General features: G+C 33.9%; 22 protein-coding genes. 15 read left to right on the plus strand and 7 right to left on the minus strand.

The window, feature by feature from the left end; genetic code table 11:
• Nucleotides 1–234 precede the first annotated feature (234 nt).
• The 4 genes from AC1Q5Z_RS10030 (at nucleotide 235) to AC1Q5Z_RS10045 (ending at nucleotide 3,684) form a co-directional block, all read left to right on the plus strand.
• On the plus strand, nucleotides 235–1,176 hold the full coding sequence (locus AC1Q5Z_RS10030; protein WP_198854964.1) for a ribose-phosphate pyrophosphokinase: 942 nt from the start codon (nucleotides 235–237) through the stop codon (nucleotides 1,174–1,176).
• Between the two features lie 120 nt (nucleotides 1,177–1,296).
• Complete coding sequence (locus AC1Q5Z_RS10035; RefSeq protein WP_026727205.1) at nucleotides 1,297–1,908, plus strand: 50S ribosomal protein L25/general stress protein Ctc; 612 nt, start codon at nucleotides 1,297–1,299, stop codon at nucleotides 1,906–1,908.
• 346 nt (nucleotides 1,909–2,254) lie between these two features.
• Nucleotides 2,255–2,932 carry an aminoacyl-tRNA hydrolase gene (pth, locus tag AC1Q5Z_RS10040; RefSeq protein WP_492444618.1) on the plus strand — a complete coding sequence of 226 codons (678 nt, stop codon included), beginning with the start codon at nucleotides 2,255–2,257 and terminating at the stop codon, nucleotides 2,930–2,932.
• A gap of 140 nt (nucleotides 2,933–3,072) precedes the next feature.
• Nucleotides 3,073–3,684, plus strand: coding sequence for a superoxide dismutase (locus tag AC1Q5Z_RS10045; protein ID WP_091490394.1), 612 nt, complete (start codon nucleotides 3,073–3,075; stop codon nucleotides 3,682–3,684).
• A gap of 847 nt (nucleotides 3,685–4,531) precedes the next feature.
• Here the strand turns inward: AC1Q5Z_RS10045 and AC1Q5Z_RS10050 are convergent.
• From AC1Q5Z_RS10050 to AC1Q5Z_RS10070, 5 genes are all read right to left on the minus strand, one after another.
• Complete coding sequence (locus AC1Q5Z_RS10050) at nucleotides 4,532–6,430, minus strand: amidophosphoribosyltransferase (protein WP_198854962.1); 1,899 nt, start codon at nucleotides 6,428–6,430, stop codon at nucleotides 4,532–4,534.
• A gap of 80 nt (nucleotides 6,431–6,510) precedes the next feature.
• Complete coding sequence (locus AC1Q5Z_RS10055) at nucleotides 6,511–7,434, minus strand: PfkB family carbohydrate kinase (RefSeq protein ID WP_008465988.1); 924 nt, start codon at nucleotides 7,432–7,434, stop codon at nucleotides 6,511–6,513.
• Between the two features lie 298 nt (nucleotides 7,435–7,732).
• Nucleotides 7,733–8,635, minus strand: a complete 903-nt coding sequence (locus AC1Q5Z_RS10060) for an alpha/beta hydrolase family protein (protein WP_492444621.1) — start codon at nucleotides 8,633–8,635, stop codon at nucleotides 7,733–7,735.
• Between the two features lie 8 nt (nucleotides 8,636–8,643).
• Entirely contained in the window at nucleotides 8,644–9,039 is a 396-nt protein-coding gene (locus AC1Q5Z_RS10065; RefSeq protein WP_198854961.1) for a hypothetical protein, read from the minus strand.
• Nucleotides 9,023–9,610: an RNA polymerase sigma factor gene (locus AC1Q5Z_RS10070; protein ID WP_198854960.1), complete on the minus strand. Its 588-nt coding sequence runs from the start codon at nucleotides 9,608–9,610 to the stop codon at nucleotides 9,023–9,025. Before AC1Q5Z_RS10070 ends, AC1Q5Z_RS10065 begins: the two co-directional genes overlap by 17 nt.
• A 315-nt stretch (nucleotides 9,611–9,925) precedes the next feature.
• Here AC1Q5Z_RS10070 and AC1Q5Z_RS10075 point away from each other — a divergent pair, with 315 nt between their 5' ends.
• Entirely contained in the window at nucleotides 9,926–10,273 is a 348-nt protein-coding gene (locus AC1Q5Z_RS10075; RefSeq protein ID WP_198854959.1) for a DUF6249 domain-containing protein, read from the plus strand.
• Between the two features lie 55 nt (nucleotides 10,274–10,328).
• Here the strand turns inward: AC1Q5Z_RS10075 and rnhA are convergent, their stop codons facing one another.
• Entirely contained in the window at nucleotides 10,329–10,805 is a 477-nt protein-coding gene (rnhA, locus tag AC1Q5Z_RS10080) for a ribonuclease HI (RefSeq protein WP_198854958.1), read from the minus strand.
• Between the two features lie 41 nt (nucleotides 10,806–10,846).
• On the minus strand, nucleotides 10,847–11,419 hold the full coding sequence (gene purN / locus AC1Q5Z_RS10085) for a phosphoribosylglycinamide formyltransferase (protein WP_492444624.1): 573 nt from the start codon (nucleotides 11,417–11,419) through the stop codon (nucleotides 10,847–10,849).
• A gap of 175 nt (nucleotides 11,420–11,594) precedes the next feature.
• Between purN and AC1Q5Z_RS10090 the strand changes: the two genes are divergently transcribed.
• The 10 genes from AC1Q5Z_RS10090 (at nucleotide 11,595) to AC1Q5Z_RS10135 (ending at nucleotide 22,622) form a co-directional block, all read left to right on the plus strand.
• Nucleotides 11,595–11,831 carry an acyl carrier protein gene (locus AC1Q5Z_RS10090; RefSeq protein ID WP_007137004.1) on the plus strand — a complete coding sequence of 79 codons (237 nt, stop codon included), beginning with the start codon at nucleotides 11,595–11,597 and terminating at the stop codon, nucleotides 11,829–11,831.
• Nucleotides 11,832–12,067: 236 nt separating this feature from the next.
• Complete coding sequence (gene fabF, locus AC1Q5Z_RS10095) at nucleotides 12,068–13,321, plus strand: beta-ketoacyl-ACP synthase II (RefSeq protein ID WP_111368511.1); 1,254 nt, start codon at nucleotides 12,068–12,070, stop codon at nucleotides 13,319–13,321.
• Nucleotides 13,322–13,331: 10 nt separating this feature from the next.
• The gene (gene rnc / locus AC1Q5Z_RS10100; RefSeq protein ID WP_198854956.1) at nucleotides 13,332–14,072 is read left to right on the plus strand and encodes a ribonuclease III; all 741 of its coding nucleotides are present in this window, start codon (nucleotides 13,332–13,334) and stop codon (nucleotides 14,070–14,072) included.
• 125 nt (nucleotides 14,073–14,197) lie between these two features.
• A complete protein-coding gene (locus tag AC1Q5Z_RS10105; protein ID WP_198854955.1) occupies nucleotides 14,198–14,686 on the plus strand; it encodes an IPExxxVDY family protein in 489 nt (162 codons plus the stop codon).
• Between the two features lie 5 nt (nucleotides 14,687–14,691).
• Nucleotides 14,692–16,125, plus strand: a complete 1,434-nt coding sequence (gene pyk, locus AC1Q5Z_RS10110) for a pyruvate kinase (protein WP_492444626.1) — start codon at nucleotides 14,692–14,694, stop codon at nucleotides 16,123–16,125.
• A 600-nt stretch (nucleotides 16,126–16,725) separates the two neighbouring features.
• Complete coding sequence (locus AC1Q5Z_RS10115) at nucleotides 16,726–18,408, plus strand: arylsulfatase (protein ID WP_286972119.1); 1,683 nt, start codon at nucleotides 16,726–16,728, stop codon at nucleotides 18,406–18,408.
• A gap of 56 nt (nucleotides 18,409–18,464) precedes the next feature.
• Complete coding sequence (locus AC1Q5Z_RS10120) at nucleotides 18,465–19,475, plus strand: HAD family hydrolase (RefSeq protein WP_492444628.1); 1,011 nt, start codon at nucleotides 18,465–18,467, stop codon at nucleotides 19,473–19,475.
• A gap of 71 nt (nucleotides 19,476–19,546) precedes the next feature.
• Complete coding sequence (locus AC1Q5Z_RS10125; protein WP_198854951.1) at nucleotides 19,547–20,350, plus strand: hypothetical protein; 804 nt, start codon at nucleotides 19,547–19,549, stop codon at nucleotides 20,348–20,350.
• Between the two features lie 45 nt (nucleotides 20,351–20,395).
• A complete protein-coding gene (locus AC1Q5Z_RS10130) occupies nucleotides 20,396–21,796 on the plus strand; it encodes a DUF2252 domain-containing protein (RefSeq protein ID WP_492444630.1) in 1,401 nt (466 codons plus the stop codon).
• 247 nt (nucleotides 21,797–22,043) lie between these two features.
• On the plus strand, nucleotides 22,044–22,622 hold the full coding sequence (locus AC1Q5Z_RS10135; protein ID WP_343589714.1) for a DUF4136 domain-containing protein: 579 nt from the start codon (nucleotides 22,044–22,046) through the stop codon (nucleotides 22,620–22,622).
• Nucleotides 22,623–22,625: the final 3 nt, after the last annotated feature.

The raw sequence follows: 22,625 nt of genomic DNA on the forward strand, positions 1-22,625 counted from the left end.
AGTCATAAATGGCGTCATTCCTTTAACACGGTGCAAATGTAAAAAATAATTTTAAACGAACTACTAAAAATACTTAAATTTTTGCTTTCAGTGTTCAATAAATTTTATAAATTTGCAGCTCGTTAAAACGAAGCACACACAACTAACTACATCCGAGACATTTATACACATTCCACTTTATTGAAATATAAAGTTGAATTTTTTAAAAGTAACGGAATAAAACAACAAATTACAATGTCGCACCTAGAACCAGAAGCTAAAATTTTTGCTTGTTCACAAAGTGTTTATCTTGCAGAAAAAATTGCAAAAGATTACGGGATTCCGTTAGGAAAAGTAACGATGTCAACGTATAGTGATGGAGAATTTCAGCCATCTTACGAAGAATCAATCAGAGGTTTACGCGTTTTTATCGTGTGTTCAACTTTTCCAAGTGCAGATAATCTGATGGAATTGTTGTTAATGATTGATGCAGCAAAACGCGCATCAGCAAGACATATTACAGCTGTTATGCCTTATTTTGGTTGGGCAAGACAAGATAGAAAAGACAAACCAAGAGTTCCGATTGGAGCTAAATTAGTAGCAAACCTACTAACAGCTGCAGGAGCAACAAGAATCATGACAATGGATCTGCATGCAGACCAAATTCAAGGATTCTTTGAAAAACCAGTAGATCATTTATTTGCATCTACGATCTTTTTACCATACGTAGAAAGTTTAAATTTAGAAAATCTAACAATTGCATCTCCAGATATGGGAGGTTCAAAAAGAGCATATGCTTATTCTAAGTTTTTAGCATCAGATGTAGTTATCTGTTACAAACAAAGAAAAGCAGCCAACGTTATCGACACTATGGAGCTTATTGGTGAAGTAAAAGGACGTAACGTAATCTTAGTAGACGACATGATCGATACAGGAGGAACTTTAGCGAAAGCGGCAGACCTAATGATCGAAAAAGGAGCGCTAAGTGTAAGAGCAATTTGTACGCACGCTATTTTATCAGGCGGAGCATACGAGAAAATTGAAAACTCAAAACTAACAGAATTAATCGTAACAGATTCAATTCCGTTAAAGAGAGAATCAAAGAAAATAAAAGTGGTAAGCTGTGCGCCTTTATTTGCTGAGGTAATGCAGATGGTTCACCACAACAATTCCATCAGTGGAAAATTCATTATGTAAAAGCAGTAGGCTGCAGGCTTTAGGCCGTAAGCTTATTTACTTTGCATAAAAAAGCCTAAAGCATATTGCTTAAAGCTTCAACAAAATAGAATATTTATTTAATAACTATATTTTTTTACAATGAAATCGATTACAATTAAAGGATCAGAAAGAGAAAGCGTGGGCAAAGTGTCAACTAAAGCCTTACGTAATGCTGGAGCGGTTCCTTGCGTGTTATACGGAGGAAATCAAGCAGTACACTTCTCAGCAGACGCTGCAGCGTTCAAAAACTTGGTTTACACTCCAAATGCACACACAGTTGTGATTGAGCTTGGAAAAGGAAAATCATTCAATGCAATTTTGCAAGATATCCAAGTTCACCCAGTTACTGACAAAATTTTACACATTGACTTCTTCCAATTATTTGATGATAAAGAAATCACTATGGAAGTTCCTGTGAAAATCGTTGGTACATCTAAAGGTGTTCTTGCGGGAGGTGTTTTACGTTTGAACCAACGTAAATTAAAAGTTAAAGCTTTACCAGCAAATCTTCCTGATTTCGTTGAAGCTGACATCACTCCACTTGAAATGGGTAACAAATTATACGTTACTAAAGTTGGAAAACCAGAGTACAAAATTATGCACCCAGACAACACAGTTGTTTGTCAAGTGAGAATTTCTCGTGCTGCTATGAAAGCTGCTCAAGAAGCTGCAAAAGCTGCAAAAGCTCCTGCAAAAGGAAAGAAAAAATAATTTTTTTCACTCAATACAAAAAGCCTCAATCTTACGATTGGGGCTTTTTTTTTGAAGATTCTAAGTTTCTAAGATGCTGAGAGACTAAGTTTTTTTCATCGTTGTCAGGCTGAGCGAAGTCGAAGCCCGCGCAAAGTATGGAATTTAGATTGTCGAGTTTCTTGTTAGGCTTCGACTTCGCTCAGCCTAACAACACGAAATAAGGAATTAAGATAAATCGGTATGATCAACTAACCCTGCGAGAGAACTCTCTTTGTGTTCTTTGCACATCTCGATAGAAACTATTTCTTAGCGTAAATCCTTCGCGCTCTTTGCGGTTAAAAATAATTAGTCTTATTTTTGCCTAATGATAAAATGGATAACAAAACTGTTTTCATCAATACCAAAAGAAGAGAACGCAGAAGACATTATGAAACCGGAGGTTCACGAACACAAAAAAAACAATATAAAAAACGTGAGTAAAAAATATTTAATCGTAGGATTAGGAAATATCGGAGCTGAATACGTAAACACGAGACATAATATCGGATTTAAAGTGCTTGATTTTTTAGCTAAAAAAGAAAGCCTTTCATTCGAAACCGTAAAATTAGGTTCAATGGCAGAATACAAATTTAAAGGAAGAACCTTTTTTCTTTTAAAGCCAAACACTTACATGAATTTAAGCGGTAAAGCGGTAAAATATTGGATGGATAAAGAGAATATTCCTCTAGAGAATATTTTGGTCATTACAGACGATTTAAACCTGTCATTCGGAACAATTAGAATCAAGCCAAAAGGAAGTGATGGAGGTCATAACGGACTTAAAAACATCAATTTGGTTTTAAATACGCAAAATTATACTCGTTTTAGATTCGGGATCAGCGATCAATTCAAAAAAGGACAGCAGGTGGATTATGTTTTAGGAGAATGGAATGCTGAAGAAGAAGCAAAACTGCCAGAACGTTTAGAAACCTCTGCCGAAATAATTAGAACTTTTGGAACAGCAGGTTTAGAAAACACTATGACAACTTTTAATGGAAAATAAAGATTTTCAGGTGTTTATGCGATGAAAATGTAAATTATCAGTTAATTAAATTCAATTATAACGAAATAGTATTTTCAATTCCAAAGTTAAATGTCTAAATTTGGGATAAATTATTTATAAACCATAAAAATCATAATACCATGGCTTTTGAATTACCACAATTACCATATGCATACGATGCATTAGAACCACATATTGATGCACGTACAATGGAAATCCACCATACAAAGCATCACAATGCATATACTACAAATCTTAACGCAGCAATCGCTGGAACAGATTTAGAGGGAAAAACTATCGAAAATATCCTAATCAACTTAGATAAATCTAACGCTGCAGTTCGTAACAATGGTGGAGGTTTCTACAACCACAACTTGTTCTGGACTGTAATGTCTCCAAACGGAGGAGGTTTGCCAACAGGAGATTTATTGGCTGCAATTGAAGCTTCTTTCGGATCTTTCGAAGAATTTAAAGCAAAATTTGCTAAAGCTGGCGCAACACAATTTGGTTCTGGATGGGCTTGGTTAACAGTTCAAAAAGGAGGAAAATTAGAAGTTGTAGGTACTCCAAATCAAGATAATCCATTAATGCCAGAAGTTGCTGGTCACGGTGGAACTCCAATCTTAGGAATGGACGTTTGGGAGCATGCTTACTACTTAAACTACCAAAACAGAAGACCAGATTATATTGAAGCTTTCTTCAGTGTAATTAACTGGACAGAAGTTGCTAGAAGATTTGCTTTAGACAAATAAGAAAATAGAGTGAAGAATAAAGAAAAAAGACGAGCGCTGTGCTCGTCTTTTTTTTTTATCTGTACATATTTCGTCTATAATCTTTGTTCTATTTTCTTTCATCTATTCTCTCAAAAAAAGAAAAATAAAAAAGGTGGAAATTCTTCCACCTTTTTTGCCCCAAATCTACCATAAACTTAACCTACTAATGTTATGGTCTTGTAAATGTATGGTGGATATTTTTTTCATAGAAACTTATCAGATAAAAAGCAACAATATCCGATTAAAGACGTATAAAGCTTGTTTTTGAAAATCATGAATTTATTTCAATAAAAAAGGCGGATGTTACTCCGCCTTTTTTGCCCCAAATCTACCATAAACTAACCTACTAATGTTATGGTTCAGTAAATGTATGGCAGGTATTTTTATAAAGAAAATTTTTTAGATGAAAGGCAATTATACTCGATGAAATGTTTTTAATTGTCTGATTTATAGATTTTTAGCTTAATGAAATAAAAAAGGCGGATGTTACTCCGCCTTTTTTGCCCCAAATCTACCATAAACTAACCTACTAATGTTATGGTTTAGTAAATGTATGGCAGATAATATTGTGAAGAAAATTTTTCAGATGAAAGGTAAGTATATCCGATTAAGAGATGTAATAGGTTGTTTATAAATTGGTTGAGTTAATTCCAATAAAAAAGGTGGAATTGCTTCCACCCTTTTTGCCCCAAATCTACCATAAACTTAACCTACTAATGTTATGGTATCTCAAAAGTATCATAGCTTTTCAATTTCACCAAAGAAATAGGATGAACGGCAAAAAAAACCGACGAAATGCACAATTTAACCTTTTATTAGTATTTTATTAATACGCTCTAGCGTCTTTCCCTTCGTAAAAATTCATAAAAGCACGGTTTACAACTCGATTTCCACCTGGAGTAGGGTAGTCTCCAGTGAAATACCAGTCACCTAAATTTTTAGGACAAGCTTTATGAAGGTCATCGACTGTTTGGAAAATAATTTTTACTTCAGCATTGATTTCCGGTGAGCTTAACATTTCTGCAATCTTATCTGAAATTTCGTCTGGTGTAAATTGGTCGTAAATTGCTGTTACATAGTTTACAACATCTTTATCAAGGAAATTTTCTTGAGCTTTACATTTTGCATAAACTTCATCTACAATATGGTAAAGGTTTCTTTCTTTTAATAAAGCAAGTGCTGCTCTAAAAGCAACTAAACCTTCTAGTTTTGCCATATCAATTCCGTAACAATCTGGGTAACGAATTTGTGGAGCAGATGAAACGATTACGATACGTTTTGGTTTCAAACGATCCATCATTTTAATGATACTCATTTTCAATGTAGTACCACGAACAATACTATCGTCAATAATTACTAAATTATCTTCTGGTTTAATTACACCGTATGTAACATCGTAAACGTGAGCCACTAAATCGTCACGGCTGCTATCTTCTGTAATAAAGGTTCTAAGTTTAGCATCTTTAATAGCAACTTTCTCTGTACGTATTTTTACAGCTAAAAGTTCCTGAAGTGTTTCAGCGGTTAACGTATTTCTATTTTCTAGAATATAATTGTTTTTTCTCTGATTTAGGAAATCCTGAGCAGCTTCAACTAAACCATAAAATGAAGTTTCAGCTGTATTTGGAATATAAGAGAAAACAGTGTTATCTGTATCGCTGTCAATTGCTTTAAGAACAGCAGGTAAAATTAATTTTCCTAAGTCTTTACGTTCTTGATAAATTTCAGCGTCACTTCCTCTTGAGAAATAAATTCTTTCGAATGAACAAGCTTTTTTAACAGTTGGTTCCAAGATTTGATTCATGGTAACTTTTCCGTTTTTCTTGATAATCAAAGCATTTCCTGGATCAATTTCCTGAACGCTTTCAAAAGGAACATTAAATACAGTTTGAATAACAGGTCTTTCAGAAGCTACAACGACAACTTCGTCATCTTGATAAAAATAAGCTGGACGAATTCCTGCTGGATCTCTAAAAACAAAAGCATCACCATGACCTAATAAACCAGCCATAGCATAACCGCCATCTAAGTTTTTAGCAGAACGAGCTAAGATTTTAGCAATATCCAAACGTTCTGCAATTACTGGCGAAGCATCTCTTTTAGAATATCCTTCAGCTTTACAGTCTTGGTAAAGTTGCATTACTTCCTTATCTAAGAAGTGACCAATTTTTTCCATTACTGTAACAGTATCGGCCATTTCTTTTGGATGCTGTCCTAATTCAACTAGATTTTCGAAAAGTTCTTTAACATTTGTCATATTAAAGTTTCCTGCCAAAATCAAGTTACGGTGCATCCAGTTGCTTTGACGCAAAAATGGGTGAACGCTTTCGATGCTGTTTTTTCCAAAAGTTCCGTAGCGAACGTGACCTAAAAACAATTCTCCAACATAAGGAATGTTTGCTTTTAGTTCTTTCATGTCGTCTCCAAGTTCTGGATGAGCTTTTAGTTCTTCGCTAACGCGCTCATTGATTTGTTTGAAAACATCTTGGATTGGTTGCGAATGATTAGAACGAACTCTGCTGATATAACGCTGTCCAGGTTCAACATCAAATTTAATGCTAGCAAAACCAGCGCCGTCTTGTCCGCGGTTGTGCTGTTTTTCCATCATTAAATACATTTTCTGAATTCCATAGAACGCAGTTCCGTATTTTTCTTTATAATATTCAAGCGGTTTTAGTAGTCTAACTAAGGCTATACCACATTCGTGTTTTAAAGCGTCGCTCATTGTTTTTTGTTATTTGTGTGTTGTTGTAAGTTGTGTGTATTCGTAATAAAAAAGCCCCGTTTTATCGAGGCTCTTAGGCATTATATTTCTATGTCAAACTGAGTTAACGACTTAAATTGCTGTAATCGAATCGCTACTTCGGCTTTGCTTAATGATTCCATCCTTTCAGTTCCAAATTTTTCTACGCAGAACGAAGCTAAATTTGAACCGTAAATAATTGCATTCTTCATGTTGTTGAATGAAATGTTTTCGCTCTGTGCAATAAATCCAGAGAAACCACCTGCAAAAGTGTCTCCTGCTCCTGTCGGATCAAAAACATCTTCTAATGGTAAAGCTGGTGCAAAGAAAACTTCTCTGTTGTGGAATAAAAGTGCTCCGTGTTCTCCTTTTTTGATCACAACATATTTTGGCCCCATATCTTGGATTTTCGCAGCTGCTTTTACTAATGAATATTCGCCAGAAAGTTGTCTTGCTTCTTCGTCATTGATTGTAATAACATCTACACGTTTAATAACGTCTAATAATTCAGGAAGAGCGCAATCCATCCAAAAGTTCATAGTATCTAAAACTACTAATTTTGGTTTTTTCTCCATCTGATCTAAAACACTGCTTTGTACTAGTGGATGTAAGTTTCCTAACATCACAACATCAGCATCTTTGTAGTTTTGAGGAACTTTTGGCTGAAAATCAGCTAAAACGTTCAGCTCCGTTACAAGAGTGTCTCTAGAATTTAAATCGTTGTGGTATAAACCGCTCCAGAAAAAAGTCTTTCCTCCTTTTACAATTTCGATACCAGAGATATCAATATTTTTTGAAGTTAAAAGATCTAAATGTTCTTGAGGGAAATCGTCGCCAACTACAGAAACAATGGCCGATTGCAAGTTAAAAAATGAAGCTGATAAACCAATATACGTTGCAGCACCACCTAATATTTTATCTGTTTTTCCGAAAGGAGTTTCAATCGCGTCGAAAGCAACTGTTCCAACAATCAATAGTTTATTCATTTTATGAATTTCGAATTAGGGTGCAAAGATACTTCATAAGTTACAATCTTGCAACGGTTTAGGTTCTCAAAATTTTCTTAAAAAAATGACAACGATTTCGGAGTAAAACTATTGTAAATGAATTGGTTAAAATTTATTTTTCGCAGTGTTTATAATAGGTTTTTTGAATTTAAGATGCAACTTTTTTGAAAATAATTGCGAATAATTTACAACTCATTCTTCTGTCTTGTTTTTTTAAATGAAGAAGATTTTCTTTTTTTGATTAAGACAAAAAAAATCTTTGCGTATGATTCTTAAATTATTTTATGTTTTTAATCCAATTGATTGTATCCTTCATAGGCTCTTCGGAGTTTGAAAATGCTGTATTGTGACCCAAGTTTGGAAATAATTTATATTCGTAATGCTTTCCTTTAGATTTTAATTTATCAAGGTATTCAATTGATAGTTTCACTGGCACTTGAATGTCTTTGCTTCCAAAAATCCAAAATCCTGGAATTGATAATTTAGAAAGAGCGTCATTAGGATTTGTATCAACAAATTCATATTTGTCTGGATCATTGAATACGTGCTTTCTTGCTTCTTCTTCTGAATGCGTATTCCAAAAATCTTGATTCCCATTTGTATAAAATTGGAATCTCAATTGTTCTTTAACCGTGATAAGAGCTCCGCTAAATATGGTCATAAATTTGACTTTCTTATTTTTTTCTGCAGCCAATGGAATTATCCATCCAGCTTGACTACCGCCTATAAGACCAATTGATATTTTGTCATTTGATAAATATTTTGACAAAGTGTTTACAGCCATACTTGCATCTAGAGACAAAAGAGTTAGATTTGAGAAATCGACATTATTAGTTCCTACTTCTGGTCCAGCATATACGCCGCCTGATTCTCCGACTCCACGTTTGTCATACGTTAAAACTGCAATTCCATTATTGGCTAGAGTTGTAGCAAAGTCTATCATTCTTTTTTCTTGTCCAGATCCGTGAACAATCACAACAGCAGCTTGCATGTTGTTAGGCGTAAAAATAGTTCCAGCGAGTGAAATGCCTTCGCTAACAAATTTTACGTCTTTACTGGTAAAGTTTGATGGAGTTGCTGATGTATGAGTAGTGATAAAAAACAGCAACATTAAGAGAATATATATAGGTATTCTTTTTGCTTTTAGAACTTGCTTAAAAGTTGTTGTATTGTTTCTCATCTTTAAATTTATAATTGATACTTTTTGTCAAAATAATTCTTCAAAATTCCAACCTGAAGCAGAATCATAATTGGAACAATTAAGATGGCATACAAGATATTTTTGGAAAAATGAATTCCTGAAAATAGACTTGCCACTTGATCAGCGTACTGTTTGCCAATTTCCAAATTGTTTTGTGATGCAGTAAATAGAGAAACATAAATCACCAAAGCAATTAAAGCCAATCCCATTAAAATCCAGATTGGTTTAGAAATTAAAGGTTTGTATGCTTTGAGTTTTTTCTCTTCTAAAAGATGAACTTCAGCCATTATTTTAGAAGTAAAATCTATTGATGGCGACTGCAGTTTTTCTTCAGCCATCATTTTCTCAATAAGTTGTTCTATATTTTTATCGCTCTCTTTCATAACATTCTATTATTTCTGGTTCTAACTGCTGTCTTAAAATCACAGCTAATTTCTGTCGGCTCCTAAATAACTTTACTTTGGCATTGTTGGCCGATATATTCATGATTTTTCCAATTTCTTCTAAATTTTGATCATCAAAATAAAATAAGGTCAAAAGAAAATTTTCATCGCTTGGCAATAAATTTAAACATTTCTGAATGGTTTGCTTTCGTTCTTTTTCTTCTAATGCGCTCAAAGCATTGTCCATGGTTTTAATTAAATGAGAAGAAAAATCATCAATAGAAATATTCAGATCTTCTTTTTTATTTTTTTTCAAACGGTCTAGACATGTATTATAAGCAATCTTATAAATCCAAGTCGAAAATTTGGAATCTCCCTTAAATTTTGTCAGCGAATTATAAATCTTTATAAAGGTGTCTTGAGCAACTTCTTCTGCTTCTTCACGGTTTTTAACCATTTTTAGAGCCAAAGTAAAGATCATATCCTTATAACGATCTACAAGAACGCCAAATGCATTGGTGTCTCCCCGCAAAACTTTATCGATATAATGTTGATCTTGTATTGTGCTCATATTATATAGGACGACCGTTTGTTTGTTTAGGTTACAAGAAATTCGAAAATAAATTCTATTTTTTTTAAGCATGAATTCTAAATACAAATTCAAAATTCCAATTTTGTTATATGTACATATATAGGAGTATAATACTTTGTCAAAATTTAAGACTTTGACAAGGTTTGTTTGCGAAAAATATATTCAAAAATAGCTGATAATCAGTGATTTTTGGATTTTTGAATTTAAAATTTAAAAATTTTTCAAAAAAGCTGTAACCTCAATTTAAAAGGTGTCGTCATATGGAGTATCAATCAATTATAAAAACATAAAATTATGGGACCACAAGTTTTAGTACCGCTAAGTCTTTTTTTAATGATCTTCGGGATCGTTTATTTAATTTATTCAACAAGAAACAGAGAGCGATTGGCTCTTATAGAAAAAGGAGTAGATGCTAGTATTTTTTTGCAGGGAAGAGGTAACGGAGTTCCAGCATGGAAAATATTTGTTGTCAATATAGCTTTCTTATTAATAGGTAGTGGAGTTGGAATTTTTCTAGCGTTGTTAATTACAACTTATACTTCTCTAGATGATGGAGCCGTTTATCCTTCAATTATTTTTATAATGGCAGGAATCGGACTTTTGACTGGATTTAAAACAGCAAAAGATTTAGATAAAGAGTAAATAAGAAATTTAAGTTAGTACAAAAAAACGCATCAATTATTTGATGCGTTTTTTTTTATTCTTTAGAACCAATGGTTTCATAGTAGACATCTACAGAAAGTTTCGGTTGCATCGATGCCATAACTGCCAATTGATCGCAACGTTCGTTTTGCGGATGATTATTATGTCCTTTAATCCATTTAAAATCTACTTGATGTTTTCGATATGCAATTAAAAAACGTTTCCATAAGTCGGGGTTTTTCTTGTCTTTATATCCTTTTTTCTCCCAACCAAAAACCCATTTTTTTTCAACAGAATCGACCACATATTTGGAATCTGAAACCACAAGGACTTTCATGTTTGGCTTTTTCAGTTTTTCTAAACCTACAATTACTGCTAGAAGTTCCATTCTATTATTGGTAGTGAGACGAAAACCTTCGTAAAATTCTTTTTTATGTGGTGTTCCGACTAATTCCATTACGACTCCATAACCGCCATTTCCTGGATTGCCTTTTGCTGCGCCGTCTGTATATATATGTACTTCGTGAGACATTTAATTATTTTAGATTGTAGATTGTTTAAATTGAGATTTGATTAGTTGAAATTTGAATCTAACAATTTATGAATAATCTCTGGAAAATGTTTTTGTTCCAGCTCATGAATCTTCTCTGCAACACTTTCTGGAGTATCTTCATCGGTTAGTGCCACATTTGCCTGAAAGATAATACCGCCCTCATCATAGTTTTCATTAACATAATGGATAGAGATTCCGGTTTCTTTTTCTTTATTATTTACAATTGCTCTATGTATGTGCATTCCGTACATTCCTTTACCTCCATAACTTGGTAAAAGGGCAGGATGAATGTTGATTATTTTATTCGGATATTGTTCGATTATGTTTTCTGGGAACTTTAATAGAAAGCCAGCCAAAATTATCAAATCTGGGTCGATTTCTTGCACTTTTTGTAGTACGTTTCTTTCTAAAAGTTCGTTTTTTGAGAAGATTTCGACCGGAATTTGATGATTTTTTGCTCTTTCAATCACTTTTGCCGAAGCATTATTTGTAAAGACCGAAACAACCTTCGCAATTTCGGTGTTCGAAAAATATTTTATAATGTTCTCTGTGTTAGTTCCTGATCCTGAGGCGAAAACGATAATTTTTTTCATAAAGTTGTGTGTTTTAAGACTGCAAAAAACGGAATAAAAATCGAAAATAAATAGCTTTAAAAGACCTTTCTTGAAATTAATTTTATAAATTAGTGTCACATTTATAAACTAAATAGTTGTTTTAAAATAAAGTTTTTTATTTTTGCCAACAAATTAAATTCTAAAATTAAAGATTATGTCAGACATTGCATCAAGAGTAAAAGCGATTATCGTAGACAAATTAGGTGTTGACGAAAACGAAGTTGTAACAGAAGCAAGCTTCACTAATGATTTAGGAGCTGACTCATTAGACACTGTTGAGCTTATTATGGAATTCGAAAAAGAATTTGATATTCAAATTCCAGACGATCAAGCAGAAAACATTGCTACTGTAGGTCAAGCTATTTCTTATATCGAAGAAGCAAAAAAATAATAATACCACACCCGATTTCTAAAAGTACCAATTTTTGAAATTCCAAATTCCAGTTGGAATTTGATTTTTGATTTTTGAAATTTTTAAGAGTCGGGTGTTATTATTTTTTTAAAATTTAAATTTCGATTGATTTTCAATCAAACAAGATATATTTTATTGTAATTCCCATGGCTCTTAAATAACAATAAGTTAAGAAAGCGTGGGTTTTATTTGTTTAAAGTACAAAACACATATTTATGGCATTAAGGCGAGTTGTTGTAACAGGATTAGGTGCACTTACTCCTATCGGGAATAATATCCAAGAATATTGGAACGCACTTGTGAATGGAGTTAGCGGAGCCGCTCCGATCACATATTATGATACCGAGAAACATAAAACGAAATTTGCCTGCGAAGTAAAAAACTTCAATATTGAAGATTACATGGATCGCAAGGAATCTCGTAGATTAGATAAGTTTGCACAATATGCAATTGCTGCTAGTGATGAAGCTATTAAAGATGCTGGAATCACAAATGATAACGTAAACAAACAAAGAGTTGGTGTTATCTGGGGAGCAGGAATTGGAGGTTTAGAAACTTTCCAGGATGAAGTATTGTATTATGCAAAAGGTGATGGAACTCCAAAGTTCAATCCTTTCTTTATTCCTAAAATGATTGCCGATATCGCTCCAGCGCATATTTCTATGCGTAACGGGTACATGGGACCAAATTATACAACGGTTTCTGCTTGTGCATCTTCTGCAAATGCGTTAATCGATGCTTTCAATTACATTCGTTTAGGAATGTGCGATGTTATTGTTTCTGGTGGTTCTGAAGCTGCTGTTACAATTGCAGGTATGGGAGGATTTAGCTCAATGCATGCTTTATCTACAAGAAACGAAAGTCCAGAAACAGCTTCAAGACCTTTTGATGCAACTAGAGATGGTTTCGTTTTAGGAGAAGGAGCAGGAGCTTTGGTTCTTGAAGATTACGAACATGCTAAAGCTAGAGGTGCAAAAATCTACTGTGAAATTGGCGGTGGCGGAATGTCATCAGATGCTTATCACTTAACGGCACCACATCCAGAAGGAATTGGAGTTATCGCAGTAATGGAAAACACATTGAGAGATGCTGGAATGACACCTGATCAGGTTGATCATATTAATACTCACGGAACTTCTACTCCATTAGGAGACGTTGCTGAGTTAAAAGCAATTAGTAAAGTTTTTGGAGATCACGCTAAAAATATCAACATCAACTCTACAAAATCTATGACAGGACATTTACTTGGTGCTGCTGGAGCTATCGAAGCTATTGCTTCTATCTTGGCAATGCAACACGGAATTGTTCCTCCAACGATTAACCACACAGTTGTTGACGAAAACATTGACCCATCTTTAAACCTTACTCTAAACAAGCCTCAAAAAAGAGAAGTAAATGTTGCTATGAGTAATACATTTGGTTTTGGTGGACACAATGCTTGCGTATTGTTTAAAAAACTAGCTGATTAATTTTCTGTATATGAATATTATCAAAAAAATATTTTCTAAATCCCGTTCTCTAGAAGACGGGATTTTTTTTGACACTATTCAGAAAATTCTTGGTTTTCCGCCTACAAATGTTGATTTTTACCGAAGAGCTTTCACGCATCGCTCTTCAAATAAATTAGATCAAAATGGGCATCCTATAAATTATGAACGCTTAGAGTTTTTAGGAGATGCTATGTTAAGTGCCGTGATTGCTGCACATTTATTTAATAAAGCTCCAAATGGTGACGAAGGTTATTTAACTAAAATGCGTTCGAAAATTGTGAGCCGAGAGCATTTGAACGAGTTAGGTAAAGATTTAAATTTAGTACAGTTTGTAGAGAGCAAAGTGCCAATTCAGCACTTTGGAGAAAACATTCATGGTAATATTTTTGAGTCTTTAATTGGAGCAATTTATTTAGATAAAGGCTATGCTTTTTGCGAGAAATTTATCCAAAAAAGAGTAGTAACTCCTTATGTCGATATTGCTCGACTAGAAGGTAAAGTTATTAGTTATAAAAGTCTTGTTATCGAATGGTGTCAGAAAGAAAAGAGAGTTTTTCATTATGACATTTTCGAAGATAATGGTATAGACGGCCAGCGTTTATTTGGTGTCAAATTGAGCATTGATGATAAAGTTGTCGCAAGAGCGCGTGCAACTTCAAAAAAGAAAGCAGAAGAAAAAGCATCTCAAAGAGCTTATTTTGCATTTCAAGAGAAAATTGACAAGAAATAGCTGCAAAAATGTTGTAACTATCACAAGCCTACAACGTTTTCGTTTATAATTTAACAAAACAAGCGCGTCATTACTGTTGATGCTCCGTTTAGAAATAGTATATTTACAACTTGATTTTTCAAGACATGGCTATTCATAAATTGGATTTAGACGAATTTGACGAAATTGATTATTATTTAATGGCAATTCATACTTCATTAGAAGATTATAGATTGGCTTATTTTATTAATAAAATCCTTCCAATCAACTTAAGTAAGAGCAAACACGAGATCCATGCTCAAACTAAGGAAGGTGAAGCAAATTTTTCGAGATTCTATTATTATGATGAAGAAAAGGCTGTTTCCTGGAATTTAATTCAGAATAAAAATGAAATCATTTCTGTGAGTACAAATGATTTCCAGAATTTGTTTTCTAATGAAACAAGTGAGGTTTCGACAACAATTCATTTACTTCCTGAATTTAAAAAAGTCGATTTTTTCCTGAAAATTGATAATAGCGAAGAGGCGCTTAATTTTTCAGAAATTCAACAAAAATTAAACACAATAGAAAGTATTGCGGCTATTTATGCTGTTGATACAGACAAAATAAAATCAAAAAACAATCTAATTTTTTAAAAAAAATGCTAACAAACAAGAAAACCAAAATTGTTGCTACACTTGGGCCCGCTTGTAGTACAAGAGAGATCATTAAAGATATGATCGATGCTGGGGTTAATGTGTTTAGAATCAATTTTTCGCATGCAGATTACGAAGGAGTAAAAGAAAAAATCGACATCATTAGAGGATTAAACGAAGAGTTTGGCTACACAACTGCAATCTTAGGAGATTTGCAAGGACCAAAACTTAGAGTTGGTGTAATGGAAGAAGGAACTGTTGTACACGATGGAGACGAAATTACTTTTACAACTGCAGAGGATATTATCGGAAATGCAAAAAAAGCATTCATGAAATATCAAAATTTCCCAAATGATGTAAATGTTGGAGAGCGCATTTTGCTTGATGATGGTAAACTTATTTTCGAAATTGTTTCTACAGATAAAAAATCAGAAGTTGTTGCTAAAGTTATTCAAGGTGGAGAATTAAAATCTAAAAAAGGAGTTAATCTTCCAAACACAAAAATTTCTTTACCAGCTTTAACTGAAAAAGATATTGCTGATGCGATTTTCGCAATCGAGCAAAAAGTAGATTGGATCGCACTTTCATTTGTAAAGACTCCACGCGATTTGCAAGATTTACAAGAATTAATTGCTAAACATTCAGATGTAAAAATTCCAATCATTGCTAAAATTGAAATGCCAGAAGCTCTTGAGAACATGGATAAAATTGTAGCATATTGCGATGGTTTAATGGTTGCTCGTGGAGATCTTGGTGTTGAGCTTCCTGCTCACGAAGTTCCATTGGTACAAAAAGATTTGATCAGAAGAGCTAAAACAGCTAGAATTCCTGTTATCGTTGCTACACAAATGATGGAAACAATGATTACAAGTTTAACTCCGACAAGAGCAGAAGTAAACGACGTTGCAAACTCTGTAATGGATGGTGCAGATGCTGTAATGTTATCTGGAGAAACTGCTACAGGAAACTACCCTGTACAAGTAATTCAAAGAATGGCGCAAATTTGTGAAGCTGTTGAGAATTCACCACTTATCCAGGTTCCACAAAATACGCCACAAATTAAAACAAAACGTTTTGTTACTAAAACAGTTTGCCACCAAGCAGCTTTATTAGCAAATGAAATTGAAGCTAAAGCAATTTGTACTTTAACAAACAGCGGTTATACAGCATTCCAAATTTCAGCTTGGAGACCATCTACAGCTCATATTTTAGTATTTACTTCAAACAGAAGAATCTTAACACAATTGAATTTATTATGGGGAGTTAAATCTTTCTACTATGATAATGAAGAAAGTACTGATGACACTGTAACAGATGTAAATCAAATTGCAATCAATAAAGGTTATGCACAAAAAGGAGATTACTTAATCAACCTTGCTGCAATGCCAATTAAAGATAGAGGAATGGTTAACACGATGAGAGTTTCTGAAATCGAGTAACATTTCTTAAGATATGTAAAAAAGGCCGCTTAATTTTTTAAGCGGCTTTTTCGTTACTAAACCTTTTTTAAAAAATTAGTTTGCTAGTTAGACTTTTTATCTTCTACTAGACATTTTATAGTATAATATTTTGATAATCTGATAAATTTTTAGTTTAAAAAGAAGATTTTTTTGTTCCATTTGACTAAAAGTTTAAAAAATATTGATGTCAAAATAGAATTCTCATGGTTATTTCTCTCTTTTTGGTACTTTTCCGCCAAAGACTTAACTGCTTAATTTTCTGACGTTTTTCGATGTTTCATTTTATAAAGTGAAACATTTTGGTGCAAATTCTCCAATTTTCTTGTTTCATATTATAATATGAAACAAGTTCATGCCTTATAAATTCAATAGTTCGCCCTTTTACTAGTTAAATTTGAGATACTTAAAAAAAAGTTAAAAACATTTTGTTTCAGATTTTAAAATAAAATGAATTTGAAACACATCAAAAAAATGCAACCTAAGGTTGAAAGTGTTTTTTGAAAGATTGCAATTTTCCCATTTATTTTTTTGGATTTTCAAGCTCATATCATAACAAGATCATTAACGAATTTTTTTATCATGAAACAAATCAAATTAAAATGCGGATTTTCAAATGCCTTACAGGTATTTGTGTTACTATTTTTTTCTGGGGTTTCTATTATAGCGCAAAGCAAAAAGCCAAATATTTTGGTGCTTTGGGGTGACGATATTGGAACAACTAATATAAGTGCATACAGTGATGGACTTATGGGCTACACAACTCCAAATATTGATCGTTTAGCCAATGAAGGGCTTAGATTTTTACATTATTATGGAGAACAAAGCTGTACTGCCGGACGCGCAGCTTTTTTAACAGGACAACATGGTCTTCGTACTGGTCTTACAAAAGTAGGTTTCCCAGGGGCACCAATGGGAATGAGCCAGTTAGATCCTTCAGTTGGAGGAATTATGAAAAGCTTAGGATATGTAACGGGACAATTTGGTAAAAACCACGTTGGAGACCGAAATGAAAGTTTGCCAACTGTAAACGGTTTTGATGAATTCTTCGGAAATCTGTATCACTTAAATGCAGAAGAAGAGCCAGAATTGCCAGATTATCCAAAAGATCCAGAATATTTGAAAAAATTTGGACCAAGAGGGGTTTTAAAATGTACAGCAACGAATGTTGATGATCCAACTACAGATCCTCGTTTTGGAAGAGTTGGAAAGCAAAAAATTGAAGATACAGGCGCGCTTACTAAAAAAAGAATGGAAACTGTTGATGACGAAACTTCTGCCGCTGCAATCGACTTTATTAAGAGACAAAATGCTGCAGGAAAACCATTTTTCTGCTGGTTCAATGCTACTCGTATGCACCTTCGTACACACGTAAGAGCAGAACACAGAGGAAGATATACTCATGGAGACAGCGAGTATATTGACGGTATGATTGAACACGATGAAACTATTGGAAGCATTTTAAAAGCATTAGACGATTTAGGAATTGCTGACAATACAATTGTAGTGTATTCTACAGATAATGGACCTCACATGAATACTTGGCCTGATGGTGCTATGACACCTTTCCGTTCAGAAAAAAATACTAACTGGGATGGAGCTTTCCGTGTACCATGTATTGTACGTTGGCCAGGACATATCAAACCAGGAACTGTAACTACTGAATTAATGAGCCATAATGATTGGATTCCTACATTCGCTTCAATTGCAGGTGAACCAGATATCGTAAATAAACTTTTAAAAGGTTATAGCGCAAATGGTAAAACTTATAAAGTGCATTTAGATGGTTATGACCAAAGTAAATTTTTAGAAGGCAAAACAGCAAAAAGTGCAAGAGATAAATTCTTTTATACAGATGATGATGGTTTATTGGTAGGATTAAGAGAAGGAGATTATAAGTATGTTTTTGCAGAACAGCGTTTAGGCGGAACAATGGGGGTTTGGGCAGAACCATTTACTAAACTTCGTTTACAAAAGATCTTCAATTTGTATCAAGATCCATTTGAAAGAGCAGATATAACATCTAATACTTTTTGGGATTGGCAAATGAATCACGTGCAGTTAATGTATGGAGCCATACAAGATGTGGTTGTTTTCGCAGAAACATTTAAAGAATATCCTCCAAGATCAATTCCGCCAAGTTTCTCTGCTTATACTATTATGGAAGAAGCAATGAAAGATATCAAAGCTCAAAAATATGTAGAGAAAAATGTTTTACCTAAGTTAAAAGAAGAAGAAGAGGCAGCTTCAAAAAAGAAAAAATAAATTCGAAAAGAGATTCAGATTATCCATCTGAATCTCTTTTATAAAATAAAAGTATCATGAAAAAAAGAATATTTATTTTATCTATTGTCACTTTATTTTTAGTTTCTTGTAAAAAATCAGAACCTGCAACATCTACGGCAGAAAGCAAGCAGACACAAACAGAGGCAAATGGTGATCCTCTACCAAGCTGGAATGACGGAGCTTTAAAGAAAGATATAATCGCTTATGTTGAAAAAGTAACCAAAGAAGGAAGTCCAGACTTTATTCCAACAGAAAGTAGAATTGCCACTTTTGATAATGACGGAACACTTTGGGCTGAAAAGCCTTATGTTCAGGAATTATTTGCTTTTTATCGAGTAAAAAAAATGGTAGAAGCCAAACCTGAATTGGCGCAAAAACAACCTTTTAAGGCAGTTATAGAAAAAGATAAAACCTTTTTTGAAAAAGGAGGCGATAAAGCACTAATAGAATTGGTTGCAGCAACTCATACAGGAATGACTGAAGATGAATTTGAAACTTCGGTGAATGACTTTTTTAAAAGTGCGCAATATCCGGGTAAAAATATTCCAGTAAAACAAATACGTTATCAGCCGCAATTAGAACTGCTGAATTATCTCCGTGCCAACGGATTTAAAACATACATCGTTACTGGTGGAACAATCGAAGTAGTAAGAGCAATATCTCAGGATTTTTACGGAATTCCGAAAGATCATGTAGTAGGAACTTCTTTCAAATATAAATATGATGCAGCTAAAAATGCGGTACAACGAGAAGCGGCTTTAGACCATTTTAATGATAAAGAAGGAAAACCAGTTGGCATTCAATTGCACATTGGACAGCGACCTGTTTTTGCTTGTGGTAATGAAGGCGGAGCAGGTGATATTGCAATGCTAACTTATTCGCAGGGAAATAAATATCCATCTTTTCAATTACTCGTAAATCACAATGATTCAATAAGAGAGTATAAATATCAGGAGAAAGATAATGCTTCATTAAATGCAGCTGCAAAAAATAAATGGCATGTTGTGGATATGCAGAAAGACTGGAAAAAAGTTTTCGCAGAGTAAGAAAAAAAGAATTGTTTGCAGATTAAAGGGTCAAAGAGTTGAAGTTTTTTAATTAATAAGTTTTAAGCCGTATGAAAAATTCTTTTCTAGCAATATTGCTGCTATTTGTCACTTTTACAATTTCAGCTCAAGAAGAACCGGCAAAAGCGGGAAACAGTGCACAGGAATTAGCAGATAAAATGGCAAATCCCGTGGCAAGTTTAATTAGTGTTCCGTTGCAAAATAATCTTACTTACGGAATTGGCGCTTATAATGGATCAAAATATCAGATCAATATACAGCCTGTTGTTCCATTCAAGTTAAGTGAGAATCTAAACTTGATTACTCGTTATATTCTTCCAGTTGTAGATCAGCAGGATGTAACGGGAGAAAACACACACGAGTTTGGTTTAAGTGATGCCACCGTAACCGCATTTTTTGCCCCTAAAACTAAAGGAATCATCTTAGGAGTTGGTCCTGCTTTTTTAGTTCCAACTGCTACAGACAAACTTTTAGGAACAGAAAAATTCGGAATTGGACCAAGCGTTTTAGTTATGCATCAAGGAAAAGGACTTTCTATTGGTTTTTTGGCCAATCAAATTTGGTCTGTTGCAGGAAATGCAGATAGAGCAGATTTCAATCAGTTTTACACACAAATATTCTTAACGCATAGTTATAAGAGCGGTGCAAGTTTAGGAATCACTTCAGAGATCACACAAAACTGGGAAGGAAATACAACTCTTATTACCGTTAGTCCAAATGTTGGTGCAATTACAAAATTAGGAGGTCAGACGATGCAATTTGCCGTTATGCCTCTAATTCCTGTTGTTGGACATTCAAACATAAGACCAGATTGGGGATTAAGAGCGGTTGTAGCATTTATATTTCCACAATAATAAAACCGTTTTAAAAAGGTCTTTTTAATTTTATTTATCGGAATTATGGAAGAAGATTCAAAACATACAGCCGAAACCCCATTTAACCCGATAGCATCAAAGGCAGAACGTTATGAAAAAGGAGCTTCGATTAGAAAGAAAATTCCTTTAGAGAAGCATCAGGAATGGAATTCTTTTAAAAATCGAAAAGATCCAGTAGATATTTTAATCAAAACCAGTGAAGGAAGAGTTGAAAGTCTAGTGCCAATTCGGTATAGCAGAATGATGGAATCGCCTTTTGCATTTTACAGAGGAGCAGCGGCAATTATGGCTGCCGACTTAGCGCATACTCCAATATCGGGAATAAATTTACAGCTTTGCGGTGATTGCCATTTAATGAATTTTGGAGGTTTTGCCACTCCCGAACGTAAATTGGTTTTTGATATAAATGATTTTGACGAAACGTTTCCTGGACCATGGGAATGGGATATAAAACGACTGGCAGCAAGTTTTGTCATTGCAGGAAGATGGCGAAAATTTTCTAATAAAAATTGCAAAGAATTTGCTTGGCATGCTGCTGATAGTTACAAACGGCATATGTTGGATTATAGTAAATTATCTGCCCTTCAAATTTGGTATGCAGATATTGATCTGGCAGAAATGATTGAATTAGGTCATGATAAAGAACAGAAAGAGTTTGACCAGAAGAGAATAAAAAAAGCATCAGAATATACAGCTCACGAAAAAGAATTTGCAAAGATGACTTATTTTGACGGAGCCAGAGCACGAATAAAAGATGATCCACCGTTGATATTTCACCCAAGTGGAGATCTTGAAAAACAAGTCGCTAAAGAAGGTGAAATTATTCATAAAAGATACATAGAATCTCTTTCAGAAGAGAAGCAGATTTTATTAAGCAGATATAAGCTTCACGATATTGTCATTAAGGTCGTGGGTGTAGGAAGTGTTGGAACTCTTTGCGGAATTAGTTTGCTAATGTCTGCTACAGGCGAACCTATTTTTTTACAGTTTAAAGAAGCCAGAAAAAGTGTGATAGAAGAAAATGTAAAAATTAAAAGTAAATACACTCATCAGGGAGAACGTATTGTAATGGGACAAAAGCTGATGCAGTCTGCATCTGATATGTTTTTGGGTTGGACAAACGATAGTAAGGACAGATTTTTCTATATAAGACAACTTAGAGATGCTAAAATAAAACCGGTTTTAGAAGTAATGAAACCCAAAAATCTGGCAGATTATGCCAAAGCTTGCGGATGGGCGCTTGCAAGAGCACATGCACGCTCAGGAGATCCTTCAATGATTTCGGGTTATATTGGAGATACAGATAAATTTGCCGACGCCATTTCAGAATTTTCAGTTTTATATGCTGATCAGAACGAATCGGATTACAATAAAATGTTAGAAGCAATAAAACACGGTAAACTGCCAATAGCATCCGAAATTTAGGGTATAGTTATGCAAAGTTAAATAGACAAAAAAATCAAACAAGAGTAAAGTAAGATTTTATTTATTTAATAGTGTTAATTAAAGAAAATGATTTATCTTTGAGAGTGATCTAAGTAATTGTTTAGTAAGCACTTGTGTTGCGTTGGCAATTCTTAGGCTGTTTTAGCCCCCTTTCGTTCAAGATTTTTATGATTTTAATACATTCGAGTTAAACTGATTTAATTATTAATTTAATAAATACCACAACATGAATATTAAAAGAACAAGTCTTCGTATAATCCCAATTTTATTTTTGGGTTTGTTTTACAGCTGCTCTCCAACTGTAAAAGTTACAACTGATTATGATCATGCGGCGAACTTTAGCGAATACAAAACTTTTGCAGTTTATGACTTAAAAGCACAGCAAGGCCAAGTAAATCAGTTAAATGTTGATCGTGTTGCAAAAGCAATCCGAAACGAAATGCTCGCAAAAGGCTTTACAGAATCGAGTAATCCAGATTTAAAAGTAAATGCTGTTTCTATTTTAAAAAACAAAACTCAAGTCACAGCCGATAGTAATTTTTATGGCTATGGCGGAATGTATCGTCCATACGGATATTGGGGTGGCGGTGCTATGATGGGTGGCGGTACTACAACATTCAATTCTTATGATTATGTTGATGGATCATTAATTATCGACATCGTATCTGCAAAAACAGACAAATTGGTTTGGCAAGGAATCGGAAATGCTGAAATTGACAGCAAGCCAGATAATCCAGAACAATTCATCAACGATGCAATTAAAAAAATACTAGCTGATTTCCCTCCGGGAACAGTTAAAAAATAATTA

Source organism: Flavobacterium sp. GW823-FHT06G12, assembly GCF_058794775.1.

Bases quoted from the DNA above. Each gene is read 5' to 3' on its own strand.
- AC1Q5Z_RS10030 (WP_198854964.1), top strand. From the start codon at position 235: ATGTCGCACCTAGAACCAGAAGCTAAAATTTTTGCTTGTTCACAAAGT.
- AC1Q5Z_RS10035 (WP_026727205.1), top strand. From the start codon at position 1,297: ATGAAATCGATTACAATTAAAGGATCAGAAAGAGAAAGCGTGGGCAAA.
- pth (WP_492444618.1), top strand. From the start codon at position 2,255: ATGATAAAATGGATAACAAAACTGTTTTCATCAATACCAAAAGAAGAG.
- AC1Q5Z_RS10045 (WP_091490394.1), top strand. From the start codon at position 3,073: ATGGCTTTTGAATTACCACAATTACCATATGCATACGATGCATTAGAA.
- AC1Q5Z_RS10050 (WP_198854962.1), bottom strand. From the start codon at position 6,430: ATGAGCGACGCTTTAAAACACGAATGTGGTATAGCCTTAGTTAGACTA.
- AC1Q5Z_RS10055 (WP_008465988.1), bottom strand. From the start codon at position 7,434: ATGAATAAACTATTGATTGTTGGAACAGTTGCTTTCGACGCGATTGAA.
- AC1Q5Z_RS10060 (WP_492444621.1), bottom strand. From the start codon at position 8,635: ATGAGAAACAATACAACAACTTTTAAGCAAGTTCTAAAAGCAAAAAGA.
- AC1Q5Z_RS10065 (WP_198854961.1), bottom strand. From the start codon at position 9,039: ATGAAAGAGAGCGATAAAAATATAGAACAACTTATTGAGAAAATGATG.
- AC1Q5Z_RS10070 (WP_198854960.1), bottom strand. From the start codon at position 9,610: ATGAGCACAATACAAGATCAACATTATATCGATAAAGTTTTGCGGGGA.
- AC1Q5Z_RS10075 (WP_198854959.1), top strand. From the start codon at position 9,926: ATGGGACCACAAGTTTTAGTACCGCTAAGTCTTTTTTTAATGATCTTC.
- rnhA (WP_198854958.1), bottom strand. From the start codon at position 10,805: ATGTCTCACGAAGTACATATATATACAGACGGCGCAGCAAAAGGCAAT.
- purN (WP_492444624.1), bottom strand. From the start codon at position 11,419: ATGAAAAAAATTATCGTTTTCGCCTCAGGATCAGGAACTAACACAGAG.
- AC1Q5Z_RS10090 (WP_007137004.1), top strand. From the start codon at position 11,595: ATGTCAGACATTGCATCAAGAGTAAAAGCGATTATCGTAGACAAATTA.
- fabF (WP_111368511.1), top strand. From the start codon at position 12,068: ATGGCATTAAGGCGAGTTGTTGTAACAGGATTAGGTGCACTTACTCCT.
- rnc (WP_198854956.1), top strand. From the start codon at position 13,332: ATGAATATTATCAAAAAAATATTTTCTAAATCCCGTTCTCTAGAAGAC.
- AC1Q5Z_RS10105 (WP_198854955.1), top strand. From the start codon at position 14,198: ATGGCTATTCATAAATTGGATTTAGACGAATTTGACGAAATTGATTAT.
- pyk (WP_492444626.1), top strand. From the start codon at position 14,692: ATGCTAACAAACAAGAAAACCAAAATTGTTGCTACACTTGGGCCCGCT.
- AC1Q5Z_RS10115 (WP_286972119.1), top strand. From the start codon at position 16,726: ATGAAACAAATCAAATTAAAATGCGGATTTTCAAATGCCTTACAGGTA.
- AC1Q5Z_RS10120 (WP_492444628.1), top strand. From the start codon at position 18,465: ATGAAAAAAAGAATATTTATTTTATCTATTGTCACTTTATTTTTAGTT.
- AC1Q5Z_RS10125 (WP_198854951.1), top strand. From the start codon at position 19,547: ATGAAAAATTCTTTTCTAGCAATATTGCTGCTATTTGTCACTTTTACA.
- AC1Q5Z_RS10130 (WP_492444630.1), top strand. From the start codon at position 20,396: ATGGAAGAAGATTCAAAACATACAGCCGAAACCCCATTTAACCCGATA.
- AC1Q5Z_RS10135 (WP_343589714.1), top strand. From the start codon at position 22,044: ATGAATATTAAAAGAACAAGTCTTCGTATAATCCCAATTTTATTTTTG.